General features: G+C 37.0%; 20 protein-coding genes. 9 read left to right on the top strand and 11 right to left on the bottom strand.

Annotation, left to right across the window (positions count from 1 at the left end; all coding sequences use genetic code 11):
* The first annotated feature begins 103 nt into the window (after positions 1–103).
* The 3 genes from AADJ06_RS21245 to AADJ06_RS21235 are packed head-to-tail and all read left to right on the top strand — an operon-like array spanning position 104 to position 3825.
* Positions 104–2446 (top strand): TonB-dependent receptor, encoded by a 2343-nt coding sequence (locus AADJ06_RS21245; protein WP_341228515.1) that lies wholly within the window; start codon positions 104–106, stop codon positions 2444–2446.
* 14 nt (positions 2447–2460) lie between these two features.
* Positions 2461–3588, top strand: coding sequence for a PepSY-associated TM helix domain-containing protein (locus tag AADJ06_RS21240; protein WP_341228514.1), 1128 nt, complete (start codon positions 2461–2463; stop codon positions 3586–3588).
* Between the two features lie 21 nt (positions 3589–3609).
* The gene (locus tag AADJ06_RS21235) at positions 3610–3825 is read left to right on the top strand and encodes a hypothetical protein (RefSeq protein WP_341228513.1); all 216 of its coding nucleotides are present in this window, start codon (positions 3610–3612) and stop codon (positions 3823–3825) included.
* Here the strand turns inward: AADJ06_RS21235 and AADJ06_RS21230 are convergent.
* Positions 3815–5065 carry a sigma-70 family RNA polymerase sigma factor gene (locus AADJ06_RS21230; protein WP_341228523.1) on the bottom strand — a complete coding sequence of 417 codons (1251 nt, stop codon included), beginning with the start codon at positions 5063–5065 and terminating at the stop codon, positions 3815–3817. The genes AADJ06_RS21235 and AADJ06_RS21230 overlap by 11 nt on opposite strands.
* Before the next feature lie 30 nt (positions 5066–5095).
* On the bottom strand, positions 5096–5446 hold the full coding sequence (locus tag AADJ06_RS21225; protein WP_341228512.1) for a YciI family protein: 351 nt from the start codon (positions 5444–5446) through the stop codon (positions 5096–5098).
* Positions 5447–5708: 262 nt separating this feature from the next.
* On the opposite strand from AADJ06_RS21225, the gene AADJ06_RS21220 reads away from it, so the two are divergent.
* Together AADJ06_RS21220 and AADJ06_RS21215 are read left to right on the top strand one after the other, a co-directional pair.
* Positions 5709–6446 carry a glycosyltransferase family 2 protein gene (locus tag AADJ06_RS21220; RefSeq protein ID WP_341228511.1) on the top strand — a complete coding sequence of 246 codons (738 nt, stop codon included), beginning with the start codon at positions 5709–5711 and terminating at the stop codon, positions 6444–6446.
* A gap of 24 nt (positions 6447–6470) precedes the next feature.
* Positions 6471–8549: a BatA domain-containing protein gene (locus AADJ06_RS21215; protein WP_341228510.1), complete on the top strand. Its 2079-nt coding sequence runs from the start codon at positions 6471–6473 to the stop codon at positions 8547–8549.
* Here the strand turns inward: AADJ06_RS21215 and AADJ06_RS21210 are convergent.
* From AADJ06_RS21210 to AADJ06_RS21200, 3 genes are all read right to left on the bottom strand, one after another.
* Positions 8536–9144, bottom strand: a complete 609-nt coding sequence (locus AADJ06_RS21210; protein ID WP_341228509.1) for an isoprenylcysteine carboxylmethyltransferase family protein — start codon at positions 9142–9144, stop codon at positions 8536–8538. The genes AADJ06_RS21215 and AADJ06_RS21210 overlap by 14 nt on opposite strands.
* 61 nt (positions 9145–9205) lie before the next feature.
* Entirely contained in the window at positions 9206–11629 is a 2424-nt protein-coding gene (locus AADJ06_RS21205; protein ID WP_341228508.1) for a PspC domain-containing protein, read from the bottom strand.
* Between the two features lie 31 nt (positions 11630–11660).
* Positions 11661–11993, bottom strand: a complete 333-nt coding sequence (locus AADJ06_RS21200) for a PadR family transcriptional regulator (protein ID WP_341228507.1) — start codon at positions 11991–11993, stop codon at positions 11661–11663.
* Between the two features lie 227 nt (positions 11994–12220).
* On the opposite strand from AADJ06_RS21200, the gene AADJ06_RS21195 reads away from it, so the two are divergent.
* Together AADJ06_RS21195 and AADJ06_RS21190 are read left to right on the top strand one after the other, a co-directional pair.
* Positions 12221–12913 (top strand): DUF1080 domain-containing protein, encoded by a 693-nt coding sequence (locus AADJ06_RS21195; protein ID WP_341228506.1) that lies wholly within the window; start codon positions 12221–12223, stop codon positions 12911–12913.
* 233 nt (positions 12914–13146) lie between these two features.
* Entirely contained in the window at positions 13147–13851 is a 705-nt protein-coding gene (locus AADJ06_RS21190) for a hypothetical protein (RefSeq protein ID WP_341228505.1), read from the top strand.
* A gap of 27 nt (positions 13852–13878) precedes the next feature.
* Here the strand turns inward: AADJ06_RS21190 and AADJ06_RS21185 are convergent, their stop codons facing one another.
* The 3 genes from AADJ06_RS21185 to AADJ06_RS21175 all read right to left on the bottom strand — a co-directional run bounded on the left by AADJ06_RS21185 (position 13879) and on the right by AADJ06_RS21175 (position 16591).
* On the bottom strand, positions 13879–14457 hold the full coding sequence (locus AADJ06_RS21185) for a Crp/Fnr family transcriptional regulator (RefSeq protein ID WP_341228504.1): 579 nt from the start codon (positions 14455–14457) through the stop codon (positions 13879–13881).
* A 290-nt stretch (positions 14458–14747) separates the two neighbouring features.
* Positions 14748–15629: a DNA-3-methyladenine glycosylase gene (locus AADJ06_RS21180; RefSeq protein WP_341228503.1), complete on the bottom strand. Its 882-nt coding sequence runs from the start codon at positions 15627–15629 to the stop codon at positions 14748–14750.
* Positions 15626–16591 carry a threonine/serine dehydratase gene (locus tag AADJ06_RS21175; protein WP_341228502.1) on the bottom strand — a complete coding sequence of 322 codons (966 nt, stop codon included), beginning with the start codon at positions 16589–16591 and terminating at the stop codon, positions 15626–15628. Before AADJ06_RS21175 ends, AADJ06_RS21180 begins: the two co-directional genes overlap by 4 nt.
* Positions 16592–16833: 242 nt before the next feature.
* Here AADJ06_RS21175 and AADJ06_RS21170 point away from each other — a divergent pair, with 242 nt between their 5' ends.
* Positions 16834–17409 carry a class I SAM-dependent methyltransferase gene (locus AADJ06_RS21170; protein WP_341228501.1) on the top strand — a complete coding sequence of 192 codons (576 nt, stop codon included), beginning with the start codon at positions 16834–16836 and terminating at the stop codon, positions 17407–17409.
* A gap of 30 nt (positions 17410–17439) precedes the next feature.
* Here the strand turns inward: AADJ06_RS21170 and AADJ06_RS21165 are convergent, their stop codons facing one another.
* From AADJ06_RS21165 to AADJ06_RS21155, 3 genes are all read right to left on the bottom strand, one after another.
* Positions 17440–19272 carry a LysM peptidoglycan-binding domain-containing protein gene (locus AADJ06_RS21165; RefSeq protein ID WP_341228500.1) on the bottom strand — a complete coding sequence of 611 codons (1833 nt, stop codon included), beginning with the start codon at positions 19270–19272 and terminating at the stop codon, positions 17440–17442.
* Positions 19273–19519: 247 nt separating this feature from the next.
* Positions 19520–19720, bottom strand: coding sequence for a twin-arginine translocase TatA/TatE family subunit (locus AADJ06_RS21160; protein ID WP_341228499.1), 201 nt, complete (start codon positions 19718–19720; stop codon positions 19520–19522).
* A 66-nt stretch (positions 19721–19786) separates the two neighbouring features.
* Entirely contained in the window at positions 19787–20221 is a 435-nt protein-coding gene (locus AADJ06_RS21155) for a YkvA family protein (RefSeq protein WP_341228498.1), read from the bottom strand.
* Between the two features lie 208 nt (positions 20222–20429).
* On the opposite strand from AADJ06_RS21155, the gene mdh reads away from it, so the two are divergent.
* Entirely contained in the window at positions 20430–21368 is a 939-nt protein-coding gene (mdh, locus tag AADJ06_RS21150) for a malate dehydrogenase (RefSeq protein WP_341228497.1), read from the top strand.
* The last annotated feature ends 13 nt before the right edge of the window (positions 21369–21381 follow it).

The raw sequence follows: 21381 nt of genomic DNA, 5'->3' as shown, positions 1-21381 counted from the left end.
AATCGTAATGCCGGAGAAGTGAGCGTTTGAGTGTTCTTTTTCTTCGGCTTTTACTTACCAAATTCATTTTGGCCTTACTCAAAACCCAAAAAATCAATAAAAAATGGAAAAACTTTTATCTCTAATAAGTTTAATAATACTGCCTGCCGTAGTTTTTTCTCAAGGAATTATTTCGGGCAAAGTGAAGACGTCTGATGGTGAGCCGGCGTCATTTGTGAATGTTACCCTCAAAGGGAGTACAAGGGGGGCAACAGCCAATGAAGAAGGGGACTATGAAATCAAAGATGTGAAAGCTGGTACTTACACAGTGATAGCTAGTTTTGTTGGTTTGAAACAGCAAACCAAAGACTTATCAATTTCTGATGGTGAAAGGGTAATTGTTAATTTTATTTTGGAAGAAGATGCCAATGAATTAAAAGAAGTATTGGTCACGGCTAATCCTGGTAAATACGTGACGGATTATCCTTCCGTTTCCTTACGTTTACGAACTCCGCTGCTAGAAGTGGCACAAAACATTCAGGTTATAACCAACCAAACTCTACAAGATCAGCAGATTTTTGATATGCGAGAGGGAGTAATCAGGAATGTGAGTGGTGCTACCATGTCTGAACACTGGGAAACCTATGCCCGAATCGTAATGCGTGGGTCCAGGGTGGCATCTTTTAGAAATGGAATGAACGTAACCGAAACTTGGGGGCCACTTACTGAGGATATGAGTATGGTGGAGCGGATAGAATTTGTGAAAGGGCCTGCTGGCTTTATGATGGCTGCAGGCGAGCCAAGTGGTTTTTATAATGTGGTAACTAAGAAACCTACAGGCTATAAAAAAGCAGAATTGGGAATGACTGTAGGCAGTTTCGGTACCTACCGAAATACACTAGATTTTGATGGTTTACTAAGTAAAGATGGTAAACTTCAGTATCGCCTTAACTTGATGGGTCAAATGAAAGGTACGCAAAAACAATTCGAGTACAATAATAGAGTTTCTGTAGCACCAGTTATCAAATATCAAATTAACCCTAGCACTTCTTTAACGGCTGAGTATAATTATCAGTTTGTTAAAATGTCTCCAATAGGCTCTAACTATATATATTCTCCAAATGGTCTAGGAGACCTCCCAGGCAGTGCTAGTACGCTAGAGAATAATATGTCGCCTACTACTATAAATGACCAGTCGGCCTTAATTACGTTTTCTCATAGTATAAACGAAAACTGGAAATTCACAGGACAGCTTTCTTACTTACATTTTGACCAAGTAGGTAGTAGCCTTTGGCCTTCTGGCTTTAATGGTGATACTTTATTACGTGCGGAGTCTAACTGGGATATTCTAGGACAAACCAGAGTGGGGCAGTTTTTTGTAAATGGTGATGCTTATACAGGAAACCTTCAGCACCGTATTTTGGCAGGACTGGATATGGGAGATAAAGACTTCTATCACGACTGGAGTCAAAGTGGAGCCATAGAAGGTAGTACAGGGTTTAATGTTTATAATCCTGTTTATGGAACAGTTCCGGCTTCAAGTTATACGGTTTTTGACCGTGAATTAGATGTACGCCAGAGAGGTGTTCATTACAGTAATTTGTATACGGCGTATTACCTTCAAGACGAAATGAGGTTTTTAGATAATAAAGTAAGGCTAACACTAGCAGGAAGGTATACTACCACCAGAGATGGTGACCCTTACTCTGGAGAAACGGAAGCTGGGAAATTTACACCAAGAGTAGGTTTATCTTATTCTTTAAATGAAAATACAAGTTTATATGCTGTATATGATGAGGCATTTGTCCCGCAAGCTGGAGCATCTTTTGACAATGTAAAATTTGACCCAATAACAGGGGCAAATAAAGAGATTGGTATTAAGAAAGAAATGTTAAATGGAAGATGGACGGCGAGTTTGGCAGCTTATCAAATTACCAAGAATAACGTTTTGACTTCAGATCCTGAGCATCAGTATTTCTCTATTCAGTTAGGTCAAACAAAAACCTCTGGACTGGAATTTGACCTGAGGGGGCAACTATTTACCGGTTTAGATGTAACCATGAATTATGCTTACACAGATGCCAAAATCTCGAAAGATACAGAAAGTGACATGGTAGACCGTCAACTCCCTGGGACGGATAAACACATTGCAAACGCTTGGTTTTCGTATTCTGCCACTGGTGGTTCTTTAGAAGGTTTCGGTTTATCTCTTGGAGCATCTCATGCTTCTGGGCGTTCTACATGGTATGCCGCTTATGATTCTTCTATTGACCCTACTATGCCTTCTTATACTAAGTTTGATGGGGCTATTTCTTATCAGTTTGATAAGTTTGGCATAGCATTAAATGTAAATAACCTATTTAATGCCGATGTAATTTCGGGGGCTTATTATACATGGAGTGAGTTTTACTATTGGCAAGCAGAAGCAAACCGAAACGCACGCTTAAGTATTCGTTATAAGTTTTAGGGAAATACTAATTCATGAAATTTAAAAAGCAAATTGGAAAAGTACACCTCTGGCTCGGTTTAAGCACCGGGCTAGTGGTGTTTATAATCAGTATTACTGGGAGCTTTTATGCTTTCCAAAAAGAGATTTTAGATGCCACAGAAGACTTTCGATTTAGTAAGGTAGAAGATAGGGATGTGCTGCCTCCTTCTGTTTTCGAAAAGATTTCTAAAACCCAATATCCAGACCATCATTTGCATGCCATAAATTACCCGGGAGAGGGTAGGAGCGTAGAAACCATTTATTATGCGTTTGAGCCAGTGGAGTATTATTTTTCGGTATATCATAATCCATACACCGGTGCCATAATTGAGACTAAAGACCACGAAGCATCTTTTTTTCATTGGATTCTTGATGGGCACTACTATTTGTGGCTACCACCAGAAATTGGGCAGCCAGTTACCTCTTACAGTACTTTGTTGTTTTTGCTGATGGTAATTTCAGGAATTGTTCTTTGGTGGCCTAAGAATAAGTCAGCGGCCAAACAACGCTTTTGGTTCCGTTGGAAAGATTCCACAAAGTGGCGAAGAAAAAACTATGATTTACATAATATCCTGGGGTTTTATTCTTGTGTTTTTGCGGTGATTTTGGTTACCACGGGTATTGTTTTTGGTATCCAGTGGTTTGCTAATGCTTATTATAAAACCTTGGGTGGAGACAAAGACCTATTATACATCACACCTTCCTCTACAGCTTTTTCAGGCAAAATTACGGAAAGGCCAGCCATAGATTTAGTATGGGATAAAATGCTTCAAGAATATCCTGATGCGGTCTCTTTGGAAGTCCATACACCAGAGTCTGACACTTCGGCTATTGCAGCCAATGCCAATTATAAAGAAGACATGTATTGGAGCACAGACTATAGGTATTTTGACCAATACACCATGGAGGAGGTTTCTGTTAATCATGTTTATGGAAGGTTAAAAGATGCTGGCGTGGCCGAAAAGTTAATGCGTATGAACTATGATATCCATGTGGGTGCCATTTTTGGCTTACCAGGTAAGATTCTGGCCTTTATTATTTCTATCTTATGTGCTAGTTTACCTGTAACTGGTTTTTTAGTGTGGCTTGGTAAAAAGAAGAAGAACAGTATTGAACAGTAAGTCTTAGAAAATGTATTTCACATGATTAAAATTCAGGTTAAGAATCAAAACGTAGCACCGGAAAGGTTAGAAGCATTAAAACAAGAATTGGCCAATATTGGTGTAAATTCTTTTGGGGTAGACTGCCTCACAAATGACATTACCCTTATCAAACACTGTAATCTTAAAGAATGCGATTTAAGGTGTGCCTTAGAAAAGGCAGGTTTTAAGGATTTGTGCTTACGCATCAAAGCTTAGTTTTGTCCATCTTCCCACGAATTACCGCCTTTTCCACCTCAGAATCTGTTAATAAAAGAGCTTTCTCATAAGATGTAAGGGCTTTGTCTGATTTACCCATTTCTTTGAGCAATTGTGCTTTGAAGCTATGGTACAAATAGTACTTATCTAGCTCCTTGATTTTAGCTAGTTCTTTTAAAGCTTTCTCTGCTCCGTGAATTTGGTAAAAAGGAATAACACGGTTAAATGCTACTATGGGCGATTTATTGCTTTGGTAAAGGAGGTCGTAAAGTGTTAAAATACTTTGCCAGTTGGTCTCTTTAAAATTAACAGCCCTGCAGTGCTCATAAGCTATAGCCGCCTCTATGTGGTAAGAGCTTATGCTGTCTCCTTTACTGGCCATGTTTAAGTATTGAATTCCGAGGTTTATTAAGTCCTTATTCCATAAACTTCTATCTTGTTGTTCTAGCAAAATAATATTACCCTCAGGATTTAACCTACTATCTTCTCTAGCGGTATGAAAACACATCAAAGCCAATAGTGCCTGCCCTTCATGACTTCTAGTGAGCTCGTTATCATTTATAAGTTTGCCAAGCATAATGGCATTATGAATGAGGTCTTTTCGTATTAAGTCTTTACTATTGCTGGAATTATACCCTTCATTAAAGAGAAGATATATAGCATTGAGAACTTTTAGTGTTCTCTCCTTTAGCTCTTCGCTTGCAGGAAGTTCAAATTTGGTTTTATGCTCTCGGAAGTAGTTTTTTGCTCTGTAAAGCCGTTTTGAAATGGTATCATCTGAAGTGAGAAATGCTTTTGCTATTTCTGGTGTGCTAAATCCGCAAAGTGTTTTTAAAATCAAGGCTATTTGACTTTCAGGGCTAATTTCTGGAGAGCAGCAGATATACATCATTTTGAGTTGCTGGTCTTCAATGAGTTCTTCTTTCCAGTAGTTTTCAAGACTTACATTTAAGGTATACTCTGAGTTTAGGAGTTGTCTTTTATTATCGGTAAAGTCAAAACTTTCAGTGTGTTTGTTCTTCCTTATTTGGTCAATGGCCTTGTTCTTAGCCACCCTAAATAGCCAAGCCTCAGGTTTCTCAGGTATACCTTTTAGTTTCCAAGTGTTTAGAGCCTGAATCAAGGTGTCTTGAACCACATCTTCGGCCAGGGTTAAATTGGCAGCACCAAAAATATTGGTCAATATAGAAACCATCTTCCCAGATTCTTGTCTGAAAAGATGGTCTGTTAACTGTTCAATATTTGTGTTAGAAGTATTGATGACGGTCTTTTACATATTCATTACCTGAATTTCTCTCACTTCCACATTGCCATCTTTAAATTCTAAAACGGGACAATCATTGGCGATTTTTACGGCAGCATCGTAATCGTCAGCTTTGCAAATAAGGTAACCACCTACCATTTCTTTGCCTTCCATATATGGGCCATCAGAAGCCACTTTATCTTTCCCTGCTATTGTTTTTCCAGTTTGATGTAAAGGTTCAGCCCCTAGCATTAAACCTTTCTCTGACAGGCCGCCCATCCAAGTAAACCATTTTTGCATATGAGCCTGTTGTTCTTCCGGAGAATACGTTTCTAAAGTAGAATCGCCGCCTCTAAATAATAATAAGTAAGTGTTCATGATTGTTATTTTTTAGTTTTAAACATCTTTCGGAGTTATGACGAGCTCAGATGCTTTATTTGGACAAGAATTTGAAATTATTTTCTAAAATAATTTAGTGTGTTAGTAGTTAGAGTTTTATGAGTGCTGTTTTGGTTTTTAAACTTGAAATACCATAAAAAATAAATTTTGTCATCCAATAAATGTAAAGAGATTTAAAAGCTAGCGTCCAAAACTCTGAAACTAAATTGTCATAATCAGCTTTTCTCAGCATTTTTGCTACATGAAATTAAGCGTTGTAATTCCAGCCTATAATGAGGCGGAATCTATTCCAGAAACACTGAGCTCTTTGTATAGTTCTTTGTCAAAGCATGAGATTGACCATGAAATATGGGTGACTAATGATAATTCTAAAGACAATACCATTGAGGTCTTAACTGAACTTCAAAAGGAAATACCAACGCTAGTTTTTGAAACTAATGAAGGCCCGAATGGCTTTGGCTATGCTGTGAGGTATGGTTTAGAGCGTTTTTCTGGAGATTGCGTAGCTGTATTTATGGCGGATATGTCAGACGACCCAGAAGATTTAGTGAAGTATTATAAAACCATGCAGCAAAAAAATGTAGACTGCGTTTTTGGTAGCAGATGGATTAAAGGTGGTAAGGTGATAGACTACCCAAAACATAAGAAGGTAATAAATAGAGTGGCTAATTTTATTGTCAAAATGTTGATGAGAATTGATTATAATGACACCACTAACGCCTTTAAACTCTATAAAAGAGAAACCATGGATGGGCTTAAGCCTTTTATGTCGCCTCACTTTAATTTAACTATTGAGCTACCGCTTAAAGCTATGGTGAGAGGTTATTCTTACGCGGTAGTACCAAACAGTTGGACGAATAGAAAGTATGGAGAGTCAAAATTGAAAATAAAAGAAATGGGTAGCCGTTATTTCTTCATTTTGATGTACTGTTTTATTGAAAAGTACTTTTCTCGAGGCGACTACATGAAAAAAAATTAAAGAAGGATAAACCTACAATAGTATATGCAGTTTTTAAATCCAGGGCTTTTATGGGGTTTGTTGGTGCTAGCGGTGCCGGTGATTATTCACCTGTTTAATTTCCGTAGAACTAAGAAAGTGTATTTTACTAATGTAGCTTTTCTTAAGAAAGTAGAAACCGAAACTTCTTCTTTCAGGAAGCTGAAACAATGGCTCATTATGGCAGCCAGAATGCTCTTTTTGGCAGCTTTAGTTTTGGCTTTTGCCCAGCCGTTTTTACCTGCTCAAAATAGTTTAAGTGCAAACAGTACAGCCAAGGGTATCAATGGCCTTTACTTGGACAATTCGCTCAGTATGCAAAACACCACAGACAATAAACGCTTTATTGATTTGGCGGTGGTTAAGATTGACGAGTTATTGGCTTTATTTAAAAATCAGCAAAATATTCAGCTCACTACCAATGATTTTTCAGGGGAAGATCAATTTGCCAATAGTGCTACCAAAGTACGAGACCGCCTTACAGGAGTAAGGTTTTCGCCAGAAGCTAGAAGCCTTACATCTGTTTATAAAAGACAGATGAGAATGGCAGAAAAAGAAGCCTCTAAAGAGGGGAATAATTTCTTCTGGTTTTCTGATTTTCAAAAGAGCACCGTAGGCGATTTGTTAAATCTAGAGACTGATAGTAGCAATCAAGTTTATTTAGTGCCCGTTCAGGGAGACGTTTCAAAAAACGTTTTTGTAGATTCTGTATGGCTTTCTTCGCCATTTATTCGAGAGATGCAAAATGCTTTATTGAACGTTAAAGTATATAATTCTGGGAATGAAGCTATTGAAAAAATGCCTGTTAAACTGATGATAGATGGGGTGCAAACTTCTACTTCATCTGTTTCTGTAAGTCCAGAAAGTTATGCTACTGCTAGTTTTAACTTCACTGTTAGAAGTAAGGGGCAGCACATGGGGTCGGTAAGCTTCGACGACCAACCAATCACTTTTGATAATGAGCAGTATTTTGTGGTGGATGTTTCTCCTGCTATTAGTATTTTGCACCTTTTTGAACAAAAATCGGCTTCGGATTATATTGCTAAATTATATGATGACGACAGTCTATTTAATTTTGAGCAGTACAGCATTCGTAATGTCAACCTAGCCAAAGTTAGTGGAGCGGATTTAGTGGTGGTAGAGGGCTTAAATAAAATAGGGGAGAATCTTAAAAGTTCGCTTATAGATTTTGTAAAAGGCGGCGGAAGTTTGTTTTTAATACCTGGAGAAAATCCTGATTTATTGACGTATCAAGAATTGGTTTCTTCTTTAGGCTTAAATACTTTGACTGCGGCAAGAGATTCTATAGCTGTAAGCAAGCAGGTGGAATTAGAGGTGCCGGATAAGAATATGCCATTTTTTGCGGATGTTTTTGAGCAATCTATTTCAGCTGCGGTAGTGAATTTGCCAAAGGCACAAGCTACCATTTCTTGGACGGGTTTAGGAGATAAATTATTGAGTTTAAAAAGTGGGAAGGCTTTTCTGGGTAAAACGGATTTTGGAAACGGTTCGCTATATCTTTTAGCTTCGCCATTAAACATGACCTACGGCAATTTTCCAGAGCATGCTTTATTTGTTCCCACACTGTTCAAAGTGGCGGCATTAAGCATCAAACCGCAGCAATTAGCCTATAATTTCAATGCGGGTACTTTGGTGATTCCTTTTGCGGATGCTCCCAAAAATGCTGTTTATAGCCTAAAGAAAGACGATTTTGAGATATTGCCAATTCAGCAAGTACGTGGCAATAAATTACTTTTAGAATTACCCTCTTCAGTAGAGTTATCGGAGAGTCAAGAATTAGAATCGGGCTTTTATGAATTACAAGTAGATGGTGTGAAACACTCCATTTTAGGTTTAAACCATGATTCAAAAGAATCAAGAATGGGAAATTATACGCCAGAAGAACTTAGAACCATTTTTGAAAAGCAGCCAAACGTTACCGTTTTTGACAATATTAAAGATGGAGACTTTGTAAGTACGTTTGCGGAGCAAAATTTCGGGGTTCAGTTATGGAAATACTTTTTATATGCTGCTCTAGCTTTTCTATTGGTTGAGGTGCTGTTAGTTCGGTTTATGAAAGGTTAGGGTTTCTAAGTCGTGGAATAAGCATCGGCGTTTTCTTTTTATAGTCCTCGTATTTTTGACCGTAAAGTTTCAAGAGCTTTTTCTCTTCCCAGTAAATTCCTATCAAAATATAAATGGTATTGGCCGTACAAAAGGCTAAGTTTTGATACGTGTTGCTAAAAAGAAACCATCCCCAGAAAATCATCAATGTCGCCGTGTACATCGGGTGTCTCATTTTGGCAAGTAAGCCATGTGTATTGAAAGGCTCCACCTTAGCATCTTCTGGTTTTAGGCCAAAAAAAAGGCTCATGTCATAAAGAGCGAGAGTTTTTCTTAAAACAGCTAATCCCATACCTGCCATAACACCACCTGCTAACCTTACTTCTCTATAGTTTGTCCATATTTCAGGGCTTTTGGAAGTTAGCTGGAAGAATAATAATGGAAGAGGGATTAATACCGCAAAAATCACATAGAGTAGTCGGTATCTTTTGAAGAGAAAGGTGAGGTGTTTTTCCACCATATTTTTCATGGCAGAGCTTGCTAGCAGGCTGTGCAAAAGTCCATAGCCTAACCACCCAAGGAAAACTATAAGTACTGGAAACGAAAAAAGTGCCAATTTCAGAATCTTTAAGACCTGAAATTAGCACTTTTTTGTTAAAGCAAAATATTAGGAGTTTTTAGTCTCTACTTACTCGGCTGGCTCCGCTTGTGTTAGAACGAAGCTGCTTAACCTTTCCAAAATCTGCATGGCTGGCTCCTGAGGCATCTACATAAGCTCTGCCTACTTCAGCTCTTTTTGCCTCAAATCTGCTAGCTCCTGATATGTCCATATCGATTTCCGCTACACTACCTCTGATTTCCATGTGAGAGGCACCTGAGCCATCTACGCTCATTTTTCTAGCCTCTATGTCTAGTTTGGCATTGGAGGCTCCAGAGATATCAATGTCTAAGTTGTCAATGTTTTCAAAAGACAAGACTTTTATTTTAGATGCTCCAGAGATATCTAATGACTCTAAGTTAGGCATGGTAATGTAAGCAATCACCTTTCCTCTATTTTCAAAGAACCTATCTTCAAAATCGATGTCAAGTTCTCCACCATCCACTCTTACGTCTAGGTCATCTATGTCTCTTTCTCTTTCGGCCATAAATTCAATACCGTAATCGTCTCCTTGGCGAATTAAGACCCTAAAAGAGCCGCCCACTTCTATGCCCTCAAAATCTGTGAAGTCATAAGTTCGTTTATGTTCGCCTCTTATTCTATCAAACTCCTCGTCGTCATTGTTGAAGTTATGATTGTCACGTTTGTTGATAGCTTCTTTGGCATCGTCGTCAAGAATTTCACAGCCTTCACATTCTAATTTTCCATTCTTGTTTAAAGTAAAGATAAGAGCGTCAAAATCGTCAGAGCTAAGTCCATATTTAGATTTCAATGACCAGCTGTTTGATAGTAAGTTACGGGCAAACTCATTGCTTAAATGTACCTTTTGACCGACAGGTATCTTTAAATCAATATGTACCTTTTGGTTTCTAAAGCCTGATTCAGGGTTCAGTCTAGCTCTTTCATCAAAAATAAGAAGAGAGTCTTTTTGAATGACATTGTAAATCAATTTTTCTGCATTTGCTTTGGCCACACTACGTGTACTTCCAGATGCTGAATACCTTTTTTCTAAGGTAATATTATTGTCGTAAGACTCTAAGATTCTTACCTGACTGTTAAAATCGAAGTCGTTTTCGCTAAAGTTGTTTTTCGTGTCTAAGTATATCACATCACTCGAAAAAACGTAATTTTCTTTCTGTGTAACAGAGGCGTTTTTGGCATAATTCATAGAGTACTTCCCGCCATAAATTGCCAAACCTACAATGCCTAAAACCCATAAGCCTAGTCCTGTTAACCAGAAATTTCGATTTCCTATTCTGTTGTTTGATATTAAGAATACTCCGGATATAAGCACACCAACTGCTGGCAATGCTGTGGCTAAGAAAAGGAAAATTCCCGCGGACGGGTCCAGGTCTCTAGTGAAAAGTCCTAAATCGTCGCCACTGTTAAACCAGCTGTGGTCGCTAGTTAGCCCAAAGAATGCAGCTGTACCCACTATGGCACCTACGGTCAAACTTAAGCCAAGTATAGAAAGGAAAATACCCATTAACACTCTGAAGACTGGACCAAGTTTTGAGAGCAATTGGCCAATCCCTTGGAAAAGTTTACCAAGAATTCTAAAAGGAAGTAATAAGATAGTGGCAAAAGGGCTTTCGTTCCTTGGCGTTATTCCTGAAGACTTATCGCTAAGCTTTTTCTTGATATTGCTGTCAATATTTTCAATGGTGACCGCTTGGCCTTTCATTTCCATTTTTTGTGTAAGGCTTTCAGCAATTGGTGAAGCTACCCAGAGAACTAAGTAAGCAATTAGACCAACGCCAAAGAAAGCGACACCAACCACAAATACTATTCTTATTATAGCTACATCCAGTCCAAAGTAAGAGGCAAGCCCACTGGCTACACCAGCAACTACTTTTTTATCACCATTTCTGTAAAACTTCTTTATGTTTTCCTGCTCTTTTAATTCGTCACTAGCAGGAATAGCTATCCAGCAAATGATATAGGCTATTATAAATACACCGCCTACACCAGACTCTATAAGACCTAATGCGGCTACTAGAAAAATTACTCTAAACCATACCACATCTACATTAAAGTGATTTGCTAAGCCAGATAAAACACCTGCTAGAGCTTTTCGTTTATTATCCCTGAAAAGCCTCTTTGGAGCCTTTCTTTCTTCTTTGGTTTCTGTGCTTTTTGGAGCTTCTTGAGCAAATGACTCTGCTTCTTCCTCCTCAATCGCTTGAAAATCTGCCACAGTACCCATGCTGGCCATAACTCTGGCCACATCTTCTGTACCTATAACCGGTAGTTCGTCTGCTTTGTTTTTGCCAATGAACTTTTCAGCTATTCTAGCTTCTATATCGGCAACTATTTCTTCGCTGCTTTCATAGCTAGAAAAGTAACTTTGAATGGAGCTTAAGTAATTGCTCAGGGTTTCGTAGGCTTCTTCTTCAATGTTGAAGACCACTCCTGCTATATTTATTTGTATTGTTTTTTTCATAACCAATTAATTGATAACCAGTAAATGGTGCTTATTTCTTCTTTGATGTGATAGTTTTTACAGATGCCGAAAGGCCTTGCCATGTTCCTTCCAATGCTACTAAGGATTCTGTCCCAGCATCGGTAAGGATGTAGTATTTTCGTGGCGGTCCAGAAATGGACTCTACCCATTTATACTCAAGTAAACCTGCATTTTTAAGTCTAGTAAGTAGGGGGTATAGCGTGCCTTCTACCACCATCATTTTGGCTTCAATAAGCTCGTCTAATATTTCTGAAGCGTAAACCTCCCCTCGTGAAATAATATGCAGGATGCAGTATTCTAAAATACCTTTTCGCATCTGCACTTTGGCATTTTCTATTTTCATTCGTTTTTGATTTTAAAAGAGTGAAGCTTAGTAGCCTCACCCCTGAGAATTGTTTTTAGCTTTTTCATAATTGTGATACAAACATAATGGAAGGTACTTTGCAATGCAAGATACTAGGCGGATTATTTTTCTATTTTGATGATAATCGGCTAATCCATGGTTTGAGAGGTTCAAAAATTATAGTAAAAACTTTTACCAGCGTATATTTATGGCATTAACCCTATCGTATGAAATATATAAACCTGACCATTCTTTCTTTATTATTCTTGTCGTCCTGTACTACTTCCAAAAGGGCGGTGTCGCTATTTAATGGTGCATCACTCTCTGGATGGCATATTGATGTTCCAGCAATGGACAAAGACAAAGACGCACGAAACCCCTTTCTAGTACGTAATGGTATGCTAGTTACTTTAGGTACACCAGGAGGACATTTGATTACAGATGCATCTTTTTCTAACTATAGAATGGAGTTAGAGTATAGGTTTGTGGGTGAGCCTGGAAATTGCGGAGCTTTAGTACATGTATCAAAACCTCGAAGGCTTTATGCTATGTTTCCGCAGTCGGTGGAGGTACAACTGATGCATAAAAATGCTGGTGATTTTTGGTGCATTGGTGAAAATATAGAAGTACCTAATATGGAGGCCAGAAGAGGTCCTAAAGAAAATTGGGGTGTTGATGGTAAGAAAAACAGAAGAATCCCAAACTTAACCGGCAACATGGAAAACGAACTAGGCGAATGGAATTTCATGCAAATAGAATGTTTTGAAGACCAGGTTAAAGTTTGGCTTAATGGAAAAATGGTCAATCACGGTTTTAATGCCACGGCTACAAGCGGAAGTTTTGCTTTGCAGTCGGAAGGTTCAGAAGTGGAGTTTAGAAAAGTGATGTACCATTCAATAAAAAAACTGTCTAAAGACTGATATAGTATTCAAAAGTTGATTCCTCTAAAGTATACGTATATACATTGAGAGATAGTTAGAAATACCATTTTATAGGGTGTGATTTTAGGTCTAGAACCAAGGTCGCCAATACTTTTTTTTAAACGAAGTGTGAAAAAAGCCTCTTAAGTGTTTTTGTCGGTACGGTTATTGTAAAATTAGCTCTTATATAAATGCCTTAATCGGCAGCATTTGAATCTAATTTCTATAATCCCATGAAGATAGTGTCTAACTATTTATTAATTACCGTTATGCTTTTTGTGGCTAGTAGTACATCTTTTGCCCAAGATGTATCTATGGTAGTACCAAATTATCAATTTGCAGGAGAAATCTCTGAGATGAATTTACCTAAAAGGGCTGGTGAGTCATTAGAGAGCTTTAGTGTGGGTAATGTTCAGGTTACTTGTATTAATGGAGATTTCAGAATTACAAATATTACAAATATCAAAAGTGACCTTTATATGGGAGGCTTATGCAATGCCGCCAATAAGGGTACTAAAGAAGATTTGGTAGTATATGTTATGAAAATCAGAAACGAGGGTGCTGAACATAAGGGTGATGTATTGGCGTCTTTCCCATTAAATTATGATAAAAACCAAAGTCAAAGTGGTGAGTGGGGCCCCTGGGAGTTTGATACCGATAAAAGGCAACCCGTTTTACTTTTCATTTATTACGACAATATGAAAAAGATGGTGCTTGGAGTGTCAGATAGAAACTGGGCTAAGAAGATGGCAGAAGAAGAGGATGATATAATACGAGATTTAACATCTTCAGAATTAGACGGTATCGATGTTATATATTGGGACCCTTCTACTAAACAAAACAGGTTGGCAAATGCATGGGAAAAAGAGCGAACTATGAAAGAGTTTATGCAAAAGAGCGAACTAAAGGTACTGGAAGAAGGAACTTTGAATAAATAATATATAAAAGACCAGGGGTTTGTCTTATTAAACCCTTTGTCTTCTAATTCTACTTAAAGTGGAGCTATTCATCTGCAAATAAGACGCAATAAACTTGTCACTTACTCTGTGACTTAAATTCGGGAAAGACTCTAAGAATAAGCCATATCGGTCTATTCCTTTTCTGTATCTCATATAGATATCTGTCCTTTTTTCTTGACGTATTACAGTTTCTCTTAAGATTAAGAATGCTAGTCTATTAATAAAAGGTAGTTTTAAACTATACTCTTTAAGAGTTTCTTTGTTTAATACCAATGCCTTAACAGGCTCTAATGCTTGTGTAAAGCACTTAGATTTTTGAATTTCTAAAAGGCTGTTATTGGCAAAATAGAAATCTCCTTCTTTTACAAATTGAATGGTGTTATCTTCATTCTTGTGTTCGTCGTAGGTGAAAAACTCTCTAGCTAAACCTTTATTTATATAGATTATATTTTCTGACATTTCTCCTTGTTGTACCAAGAAGGAGTGCTTTGGGTAATTTATGGGTTTGAAAAGTCTTATTATCTCAATAATTTCTTCATTATTGAAATGGAATTTTTCTGCCAATATTGTATGTAAAGAGTTCATGGCTCATTCTTTAAAGTTGATATTTTTTTATAATAGGTTAGATAGGTAGAGCTAGCTCTCTCAGTAAATTACATGGATATTTATTTATAATTGTCAATGATAAATATATACAATTGTCAACAATTACTGTGCTAGTATTTGATTTTTTGGACGTTTGACAGCTTTCTCGGGATGAAATTATTGTTTAGGCTATAGTAGACCTGTCTAAGTGATTGAGCGGTAGCGTTTAAGTATAAACGTATTTTTTTTTCGATAATTACATGAAATAGTTAGAACAAAATTTAAGACTTTTAGAGTAGGCTTTGCCAAAGATAAAAAGTAGCATAAGCTTCCCATCCTTTCCATGGTATAGCCATTTTCTGGACTTCTTCGATAGTTGGTTTTTCTGTTTTATTTAGACTTTTTTTTAAAGCATTTTGCAAACCGACGTCTGCTACTGGAAAGGCTTCTTTGTAGCCGAGGCACCGCATTAAGGTGTAGTTGGCAGACCAATCTCCTATTCCCTTAAGTTTTGTCAATTCAGTTTTAGCTTTTTTGAAATCTAGAAGGCCAAGAGATTGTTTTGATAGCTTACTCCCTTCTATGGCTTCCGCCACTATTCTAATATACTTTACTTTCTGACTAGAAAATTTCATGACTTTAAAATCATCATCAGAAATTTCCAAAATTTTACTTGGTTTAGGGAAGGCGTAATAGGTTTTCATTTCAGAAGTGAAACGCTCACCTACTTTTTCAACCAAAGCCTTTTTACAGCTATACGCAAAAGGAAGATTAATTTGCTGGCCAATTATGCTCCATGAAAGAGCTTCAAAAAGGTCAGGACATTTGACAATTCTCAAGCCATGGAAGTCTTTAATAAGAGGTGCTAAAATGGTGTCATTTTTTACCTGTTCGTAGAAAGAGTTCAGGTCAGTATCAAGGTCAAACCATGAAATTACATAAGCTTTTATTTCTGATTTTTGAGCTTCAGTAGCTTGTTCATTAACAAATTTTATTTGCAGACTTTCAGAGGAAAAGGTGATTTGAGTTAATAACTGTATTTGGTCAACTACAAATAATTTAAGAATAGTATTATTGTCCAATACCTCAAAAGTGATTTCGTTTTTTGAACGCCTCAAGTATTGAAAAAGGTGTTTCTGTGAAAAAGGTTTAGGTAGCGGAATAGATATCATAATTGAAGATATTTTGGTATAAAGGCTTTGTCTAGGTTACCTCCTGTTAAAACTATAGCTACTTTTTTACCCTTAAATTGCTCTTTATTTTTTATTAAAGCGGCAAAAGAAACTGCGGCTGATGGTTCTATTATTATTTCCAAATGCTTATAAATAAGATTTAGAGCCTCTAAAATTTCTTCTTCACTTACTAAGAAAACATCTTTAACGTGTGCTCTTATTATTTCTAGTGTTCTTTCACTGAGATGCGTTTGAAGACCATCTGCTATTGTCTTTACATAAGGAGCATGTTCTACATTTCCGCTCTTGAAAGAAAGGATGGCGTCGGCTGCACCCTCGGGTTCAGCCGCATAAACAGTACATTTATTACTGAAATAAGAAGCAGAAAGCCCGGTGCCGCTTAGTAAGCCCCCACCACCCACGGGAGGAATTATAGTATCTATATCAGGTATTACTTCTAAAATTTCTTTTGCCACTGTAGCCTGACCCAGAATTACATTATGATTGTCAAAAGGATGTATAAAAATAGCTCCATGCTCTTTTACTATTTTGTCAGCAGCATTTTGCCTTTCATGTGGGGTGTTTTTGCAGAAGATAACTTCAGCACCTAGCTCCTTAACTTTTTGTATTTTAATGTTTGGGGCGGTCTCTGGCATCACCACCCAAGTCTTAGCTTTTCTAATATTCCCGGCATAGGCCACAGCTTGAGCATGGTTTCCTGAAGAATGCGTTACCAAACCCTTCTCAATTTCTTCTTGACTTAAAAGCAAAATGGCGTTTAGTCCACCGCGAGCTTTGAATGCTCCTATCTTCTGTTCATTTTCACATTTAAAATATACCTCTAAACCTAGAAGGTTATTGATGTTCTCGTTTTTAAGTAGAGAGGTTTTATTAATATAAGGCTTAATTCTTTCATGAGAATCAATCAGTTCTTGTTTACTCGGGATAGCGTAAAGAGGCATGTCATGGTATTATTGGTTTCTGAAATTACTGAGTTTTATAAGCTTATTTCTTTTTTTTTAATTGAAAAGTAGAATCTGTCAGTAAAGCCTTCCTTAAATCATATTTTCTTATGCTATTGAAATGTAGATGCTTTGGCTTAATAAACTAGCTTATGTGATGGTTGTTAGCATAGTATTGCTATTTGAGCTATGTTTTTGTTACTACCCTGTGAATACTGTACCTATGCAGGAAAATATTGTATATGGTAGAAGTAGTTTGCCCTCTAAGCTATTTGAAAATTAAGGAAGAAGCTGAATTTGATATGGCTTCAGATAAAAATATTTGTTCTTTATTAAGAACCTTAGCCAGTTCTTGTCAAGGTGGGGCGTTTTTGGAGCTAGGTACGGGTACTGGTCTCTCTACTAGTTTTATTCTTGACGGAATGAGAAAAGATGCTAAATTGACTTCTATAGATAATGAGGAAGTACTTCTAAGGATTGCTCAAAAGTATCTTGGTTCAGATAGTAGACTGACTTTGATAAATAGTGATGGAGGAGAATGGTTAAGACAAAATTTGAATAAAAAGTATGACTATATTTTTGCCGATACTTGGCATGGAAAGTATCTAATGCTAGAAGAAACTTTAAACATGCTGAACGAAGGAGGCTTTTATATTATTGATGACATTTTGCCACAAGATAGTTGGCCAAAAGCCCATTTTGAGAAAACCTCTAGATTGTTAGAAACACTACAGGAAAGGGATGATTTAGTGATGACCCATTTAGATTGGGGTAGCGGCGTAGTAATAGCTGTAAAAAAGAAACCCCGAACTCTTTAAAAGTTCGGGGTTTTAGATTATTTGGTAGTGCTAAGCTTTCACTTTTATCTTTTGGCCTACCTTAACAGTGTTGTTAGACATACCATTAAGTTTCTTTATTTGCTCTATAGAATAACCATATTTCTTAGAAATAGCCCACAGTGTATCCCCTGCTTGTACGGTGTGTACCAAAATAGTACCGTCGTCAGCTACTTTTACATTATCATAAACTCTTTCAGTAATGGTAGTGTAGTAAGCTAGTCTTTGACCTTTTTGAATATTATTAGACCTTAAATTGTTCCAGTCTTTAAGTTGAGAAATGCTGGTTCCGTAAGCTCTAGCAATATGTGTTAAGTTGTCACCTCTTTTTACAAAGTGGTATCTTTTAACTGTTTTGCTAACATTGGTATAAGAAGGCTCAACTTTCTTTTCAGACGTAGAAGCTATCTTATTTGACTGACTTACCACCTTAACATTAGTTCTTTCTTCGGGAGGTGTTGTAGTGTTTTTGGCAAGCACAGGTTTGTTGTCTTGCTTCGTTACAGTTTTTACAGGCTCTATTGCATCATAAACTCTTGTAGATTCGGTTTTGTAAAAAACTAAACGCTGCCCTTTCTGAATAGTATTAGAGCGAAGCTTGTTCCACCTCTTAAGGTCAGAAACTCTTACGCCATTTCTAGAGGCTATTTTTCCTAAATAATCTCCAGAACGCACTCTGTAATATTTCTTTACCGTTTTCTTTTCAATATGGTAAGTACCTTTTGAGTCAGTAATAGAGGCAATGTCATCACTTGGGTCAGACAATACCGAAGCTAAATCTATGATACAATCCTTGTTTTCCTCAAAATATGCATATGTGTTTTGAGGAATTTTTATCTCCAGATTTCTAGCATAAGAAGGAATGTCGTTACTAGTGAAATGTGGGTTAAGCCTTTTGATAGTGTTTAAGTCGAGGTAGTTTAACTCAGCAAATTTCTCCAAATTTAACGGACCATCTAATAGCAAATTTTCAGTTGCTAAAGGATACATAGTTTTTTCAGGGTCTGGGAAAATACCGTGCTCAGCAGAGTAGTTCATCAAATAGTTTAGAGCAGCCCACTGAGGTACATAAGCTCTGGTATCTCTATGAATGTAATTATGTAAATCCCAATAATCTGTTTTTCCCGATCTTCTGATAGCTCTCCTTAAATTTCCCGGGCCTGTATTATATGATGCAAGTGCAAGTTCCCAATCGTGAAAATAGTTATGCAACCACGTAAGGTATCTGAAAGATGCATCAGTGGATTTCTCAATGTGCATCCTTTCATCCATATAATCGTTAATTTTTAGACCATACTCTCTAGCCGTAGGAGACATAAATTGCCATAAGCCCACTGCTTTCGCATGAGACATGATGGTAGGTTCTAAACCAGACTCTAATAAAGCCAAGTATTTCATCTCATCAGGAATACCGTGCTGTGCTAAATATCTTTCAAAAACAGGGAAATAAAATTCCTTTTTTTCAAGCATTTCTTTTACAAAACTAGGACGCTTGTAAAGGAAGTAATCAATGTATTTTTTTACGTGCTCATTATACGGCATCGGCATAATGTTTTCTAGTCCTTCTACTCTAGCTGCAATAATATCGTCATCAGCAGGAATAATTTGGAATACAGCACTGTCTCTTTTGTCTACTACAGTTACTGAACCAGGGAAAACAGCTTTGGCTTGTTTTTGAACAGTATCAGGATTTGAGACCCTAATTTCTTTGTCTGGTTTGTTGCCAATGACAATTTGTCTGACAGGAACAATCGCATTTTTAATAGAATCCGATTGAGTAAAACCGAGGTTTGTTGTAAGTAGCGTTACTACTGCAGCAAGTGCAATTGTATTAATTTTGGGCATAGAAAATTTTGTTATATCCTTTCAGGAACACGTTATTATTAGGAAGCTTTGTCAAATGTATGTTTGTAAATTCAAAAAATCAATAATATTCAATGATTTAACGTCAATGAATAGATGTTTAGTGAATCTTCTAATGATCTTTTATGGTTTTTTATCGAAAATGCTTAAAAATAAGCTTTTATAAAGAAAATGCAACAGTACATAATTTGCCTGCTGCATTAACTAAACGCCGAGAAAAAAAAAGAAATTAATCGTCTCCGTTTGCTGCTTTTTCGATGTTCTCTTTAACGTCTTTAGTGGCGTCTTTGAACTCTTTAATCCCTTTTCCTAAGCCTTTGGCTAATTCAGGTAACTTTTTAGCACCAAAAAACAATAATATAACAAAGACAATTACGAATATCTCTGTTCCTCCAAGATTCCCTAAGAATAATAATGTAGCTAATTCCATGATATTTTCGATATATAGTATAAACAAAGTTAAATAAAAGATACGTAAAAGTGGAAGAAATAGTCGTTAATTGATGTCTTTATTCATTTTCCACAACTCAAATTTTTCCACTTCCTCTCTCATATTTTGCAAAACAAATGTAAGTAAGGCAATGTCATCTGCATAACCAAGAAATGGTAAGAAATCAGGCAATAGATCAATAGGAGATAGAAAATAGACAAGACTTGCAATCATGATGATCAAATTTTTCAATTCTATGTCACGATATTCTCCCGAAGCGTAGGCTTTTACCAAACTTCCTATGCTTACCACTTTAGTTCTGATGGAATCAAATACGCCACCCACACCTAAATCTTTAGACTTGTTCAATACATTTCTTAAAAGAGCCAAAAGACTCTTTGAATTCTTTGAAATTCGGCTGGCTTTGCCTAAAGAACTTTTGTAAAAAATAGAATTGAGAACTCTTGAAATTAAGTCGTCGGTTTGCTTATTTGAACTCATTAAGATTGCTTTTTGATGCTAAAACAATGGTAAGTGGTAAAAAATTACATTTTACGCTACTTTTCTCAAAAATAGCGTAGATACTTTTGGTTTAAGTCCATTGGAACAATATTTTTGTTGCACAATCAGGGATATACCCGTTTGGAAATAATATTATAATCGTGTGATTCTCAAATGGAAGGAGGATTACTAAGAAAATACAAATTAAATGAAAGTAACTGTAATAGGTGCTGGTGCAGTAGGTTCTACTGCCGCTGATGTGATTGCTCGCAGAGAAGTAGCTGACGAGGTGGTTTTATTAGACATTAAAGAGGGGATAGCAGAAGGGAAAGCAATGGACCTAATGCAGACGTCTTCTATTGAAGGTTTTGACACAACTATAGTTGGGTCTACAAACGATTATGCTAAGACAGCAAAGTCTGACGTAATTGTGGTTACTTCTGGTATTCCTAGAAAGCCAGGTATGAGCCGTGAAGATTTAATTGGAATAAATGCGGGTATCGTTAGAACTGTAGTTACAGCTGCTTTAGAAGTTTCTCCTAAGGCGGTTATTCTTATTGTTTCTAACCCAATGGATACAATGACTTACCTTACTTACCAAATAGCTCAAGAAATGGGGATTTCTAAGAAAAGAGTTCTTGGTATGGGTGGTGCTTTGGATTCTGCTCGTTTCCGTTACAGATTGGGAGAAGCCATGAACATGTCTACCAATGACGTGAGCGGAATGGTGATAGGTGGTCATGGTGACGCTACTATGATTCCTTTAACTAGACTTGCTACATGGAATGGTCTTCCTGTTAGTAGATTTATCAAATCTGAGGACTTAGCTGAAGTAGCTGCCAAAACTAAAGTAGGCGGTGCTACGTTGACAGGTCTTTTAGGAACTTCTGCATGGTACGCTCCAGGAGCGGCAATTTGCCAAGTGGTAGAAGCTATCTTGAGAGATGAGCAAAGAATTATCCCTTCTTGTGTTTATCTTAACGGAGAGTACGGCCAAAAAGACATCTGTATTGGTGTTCCTGTAGTGTTAGGAAAAGGTGGATGGCAAAAAATTGTCAATGTAAGATTGAGCAATGAAGAGAAAGCCGCTTTTGAAGCATCTGCAGCAGCAGTAAGAAATATGAATGAAGCCTTGAAAGGTCTTTAAGAAATATTTTGTC

Source organism: uncultured Arcticibacterium sp., from assembly GCF_964021845.1.
GTDB lineage: Bacteria > Bacteroidota > Bacteroidia > Cytophagales > Spirosomataceae > Arcticibacterium.
Note: the sequence above shows the minus strand (reverse complement) of the source record. Positions and strands in the feature narration are given on the sequence as shown.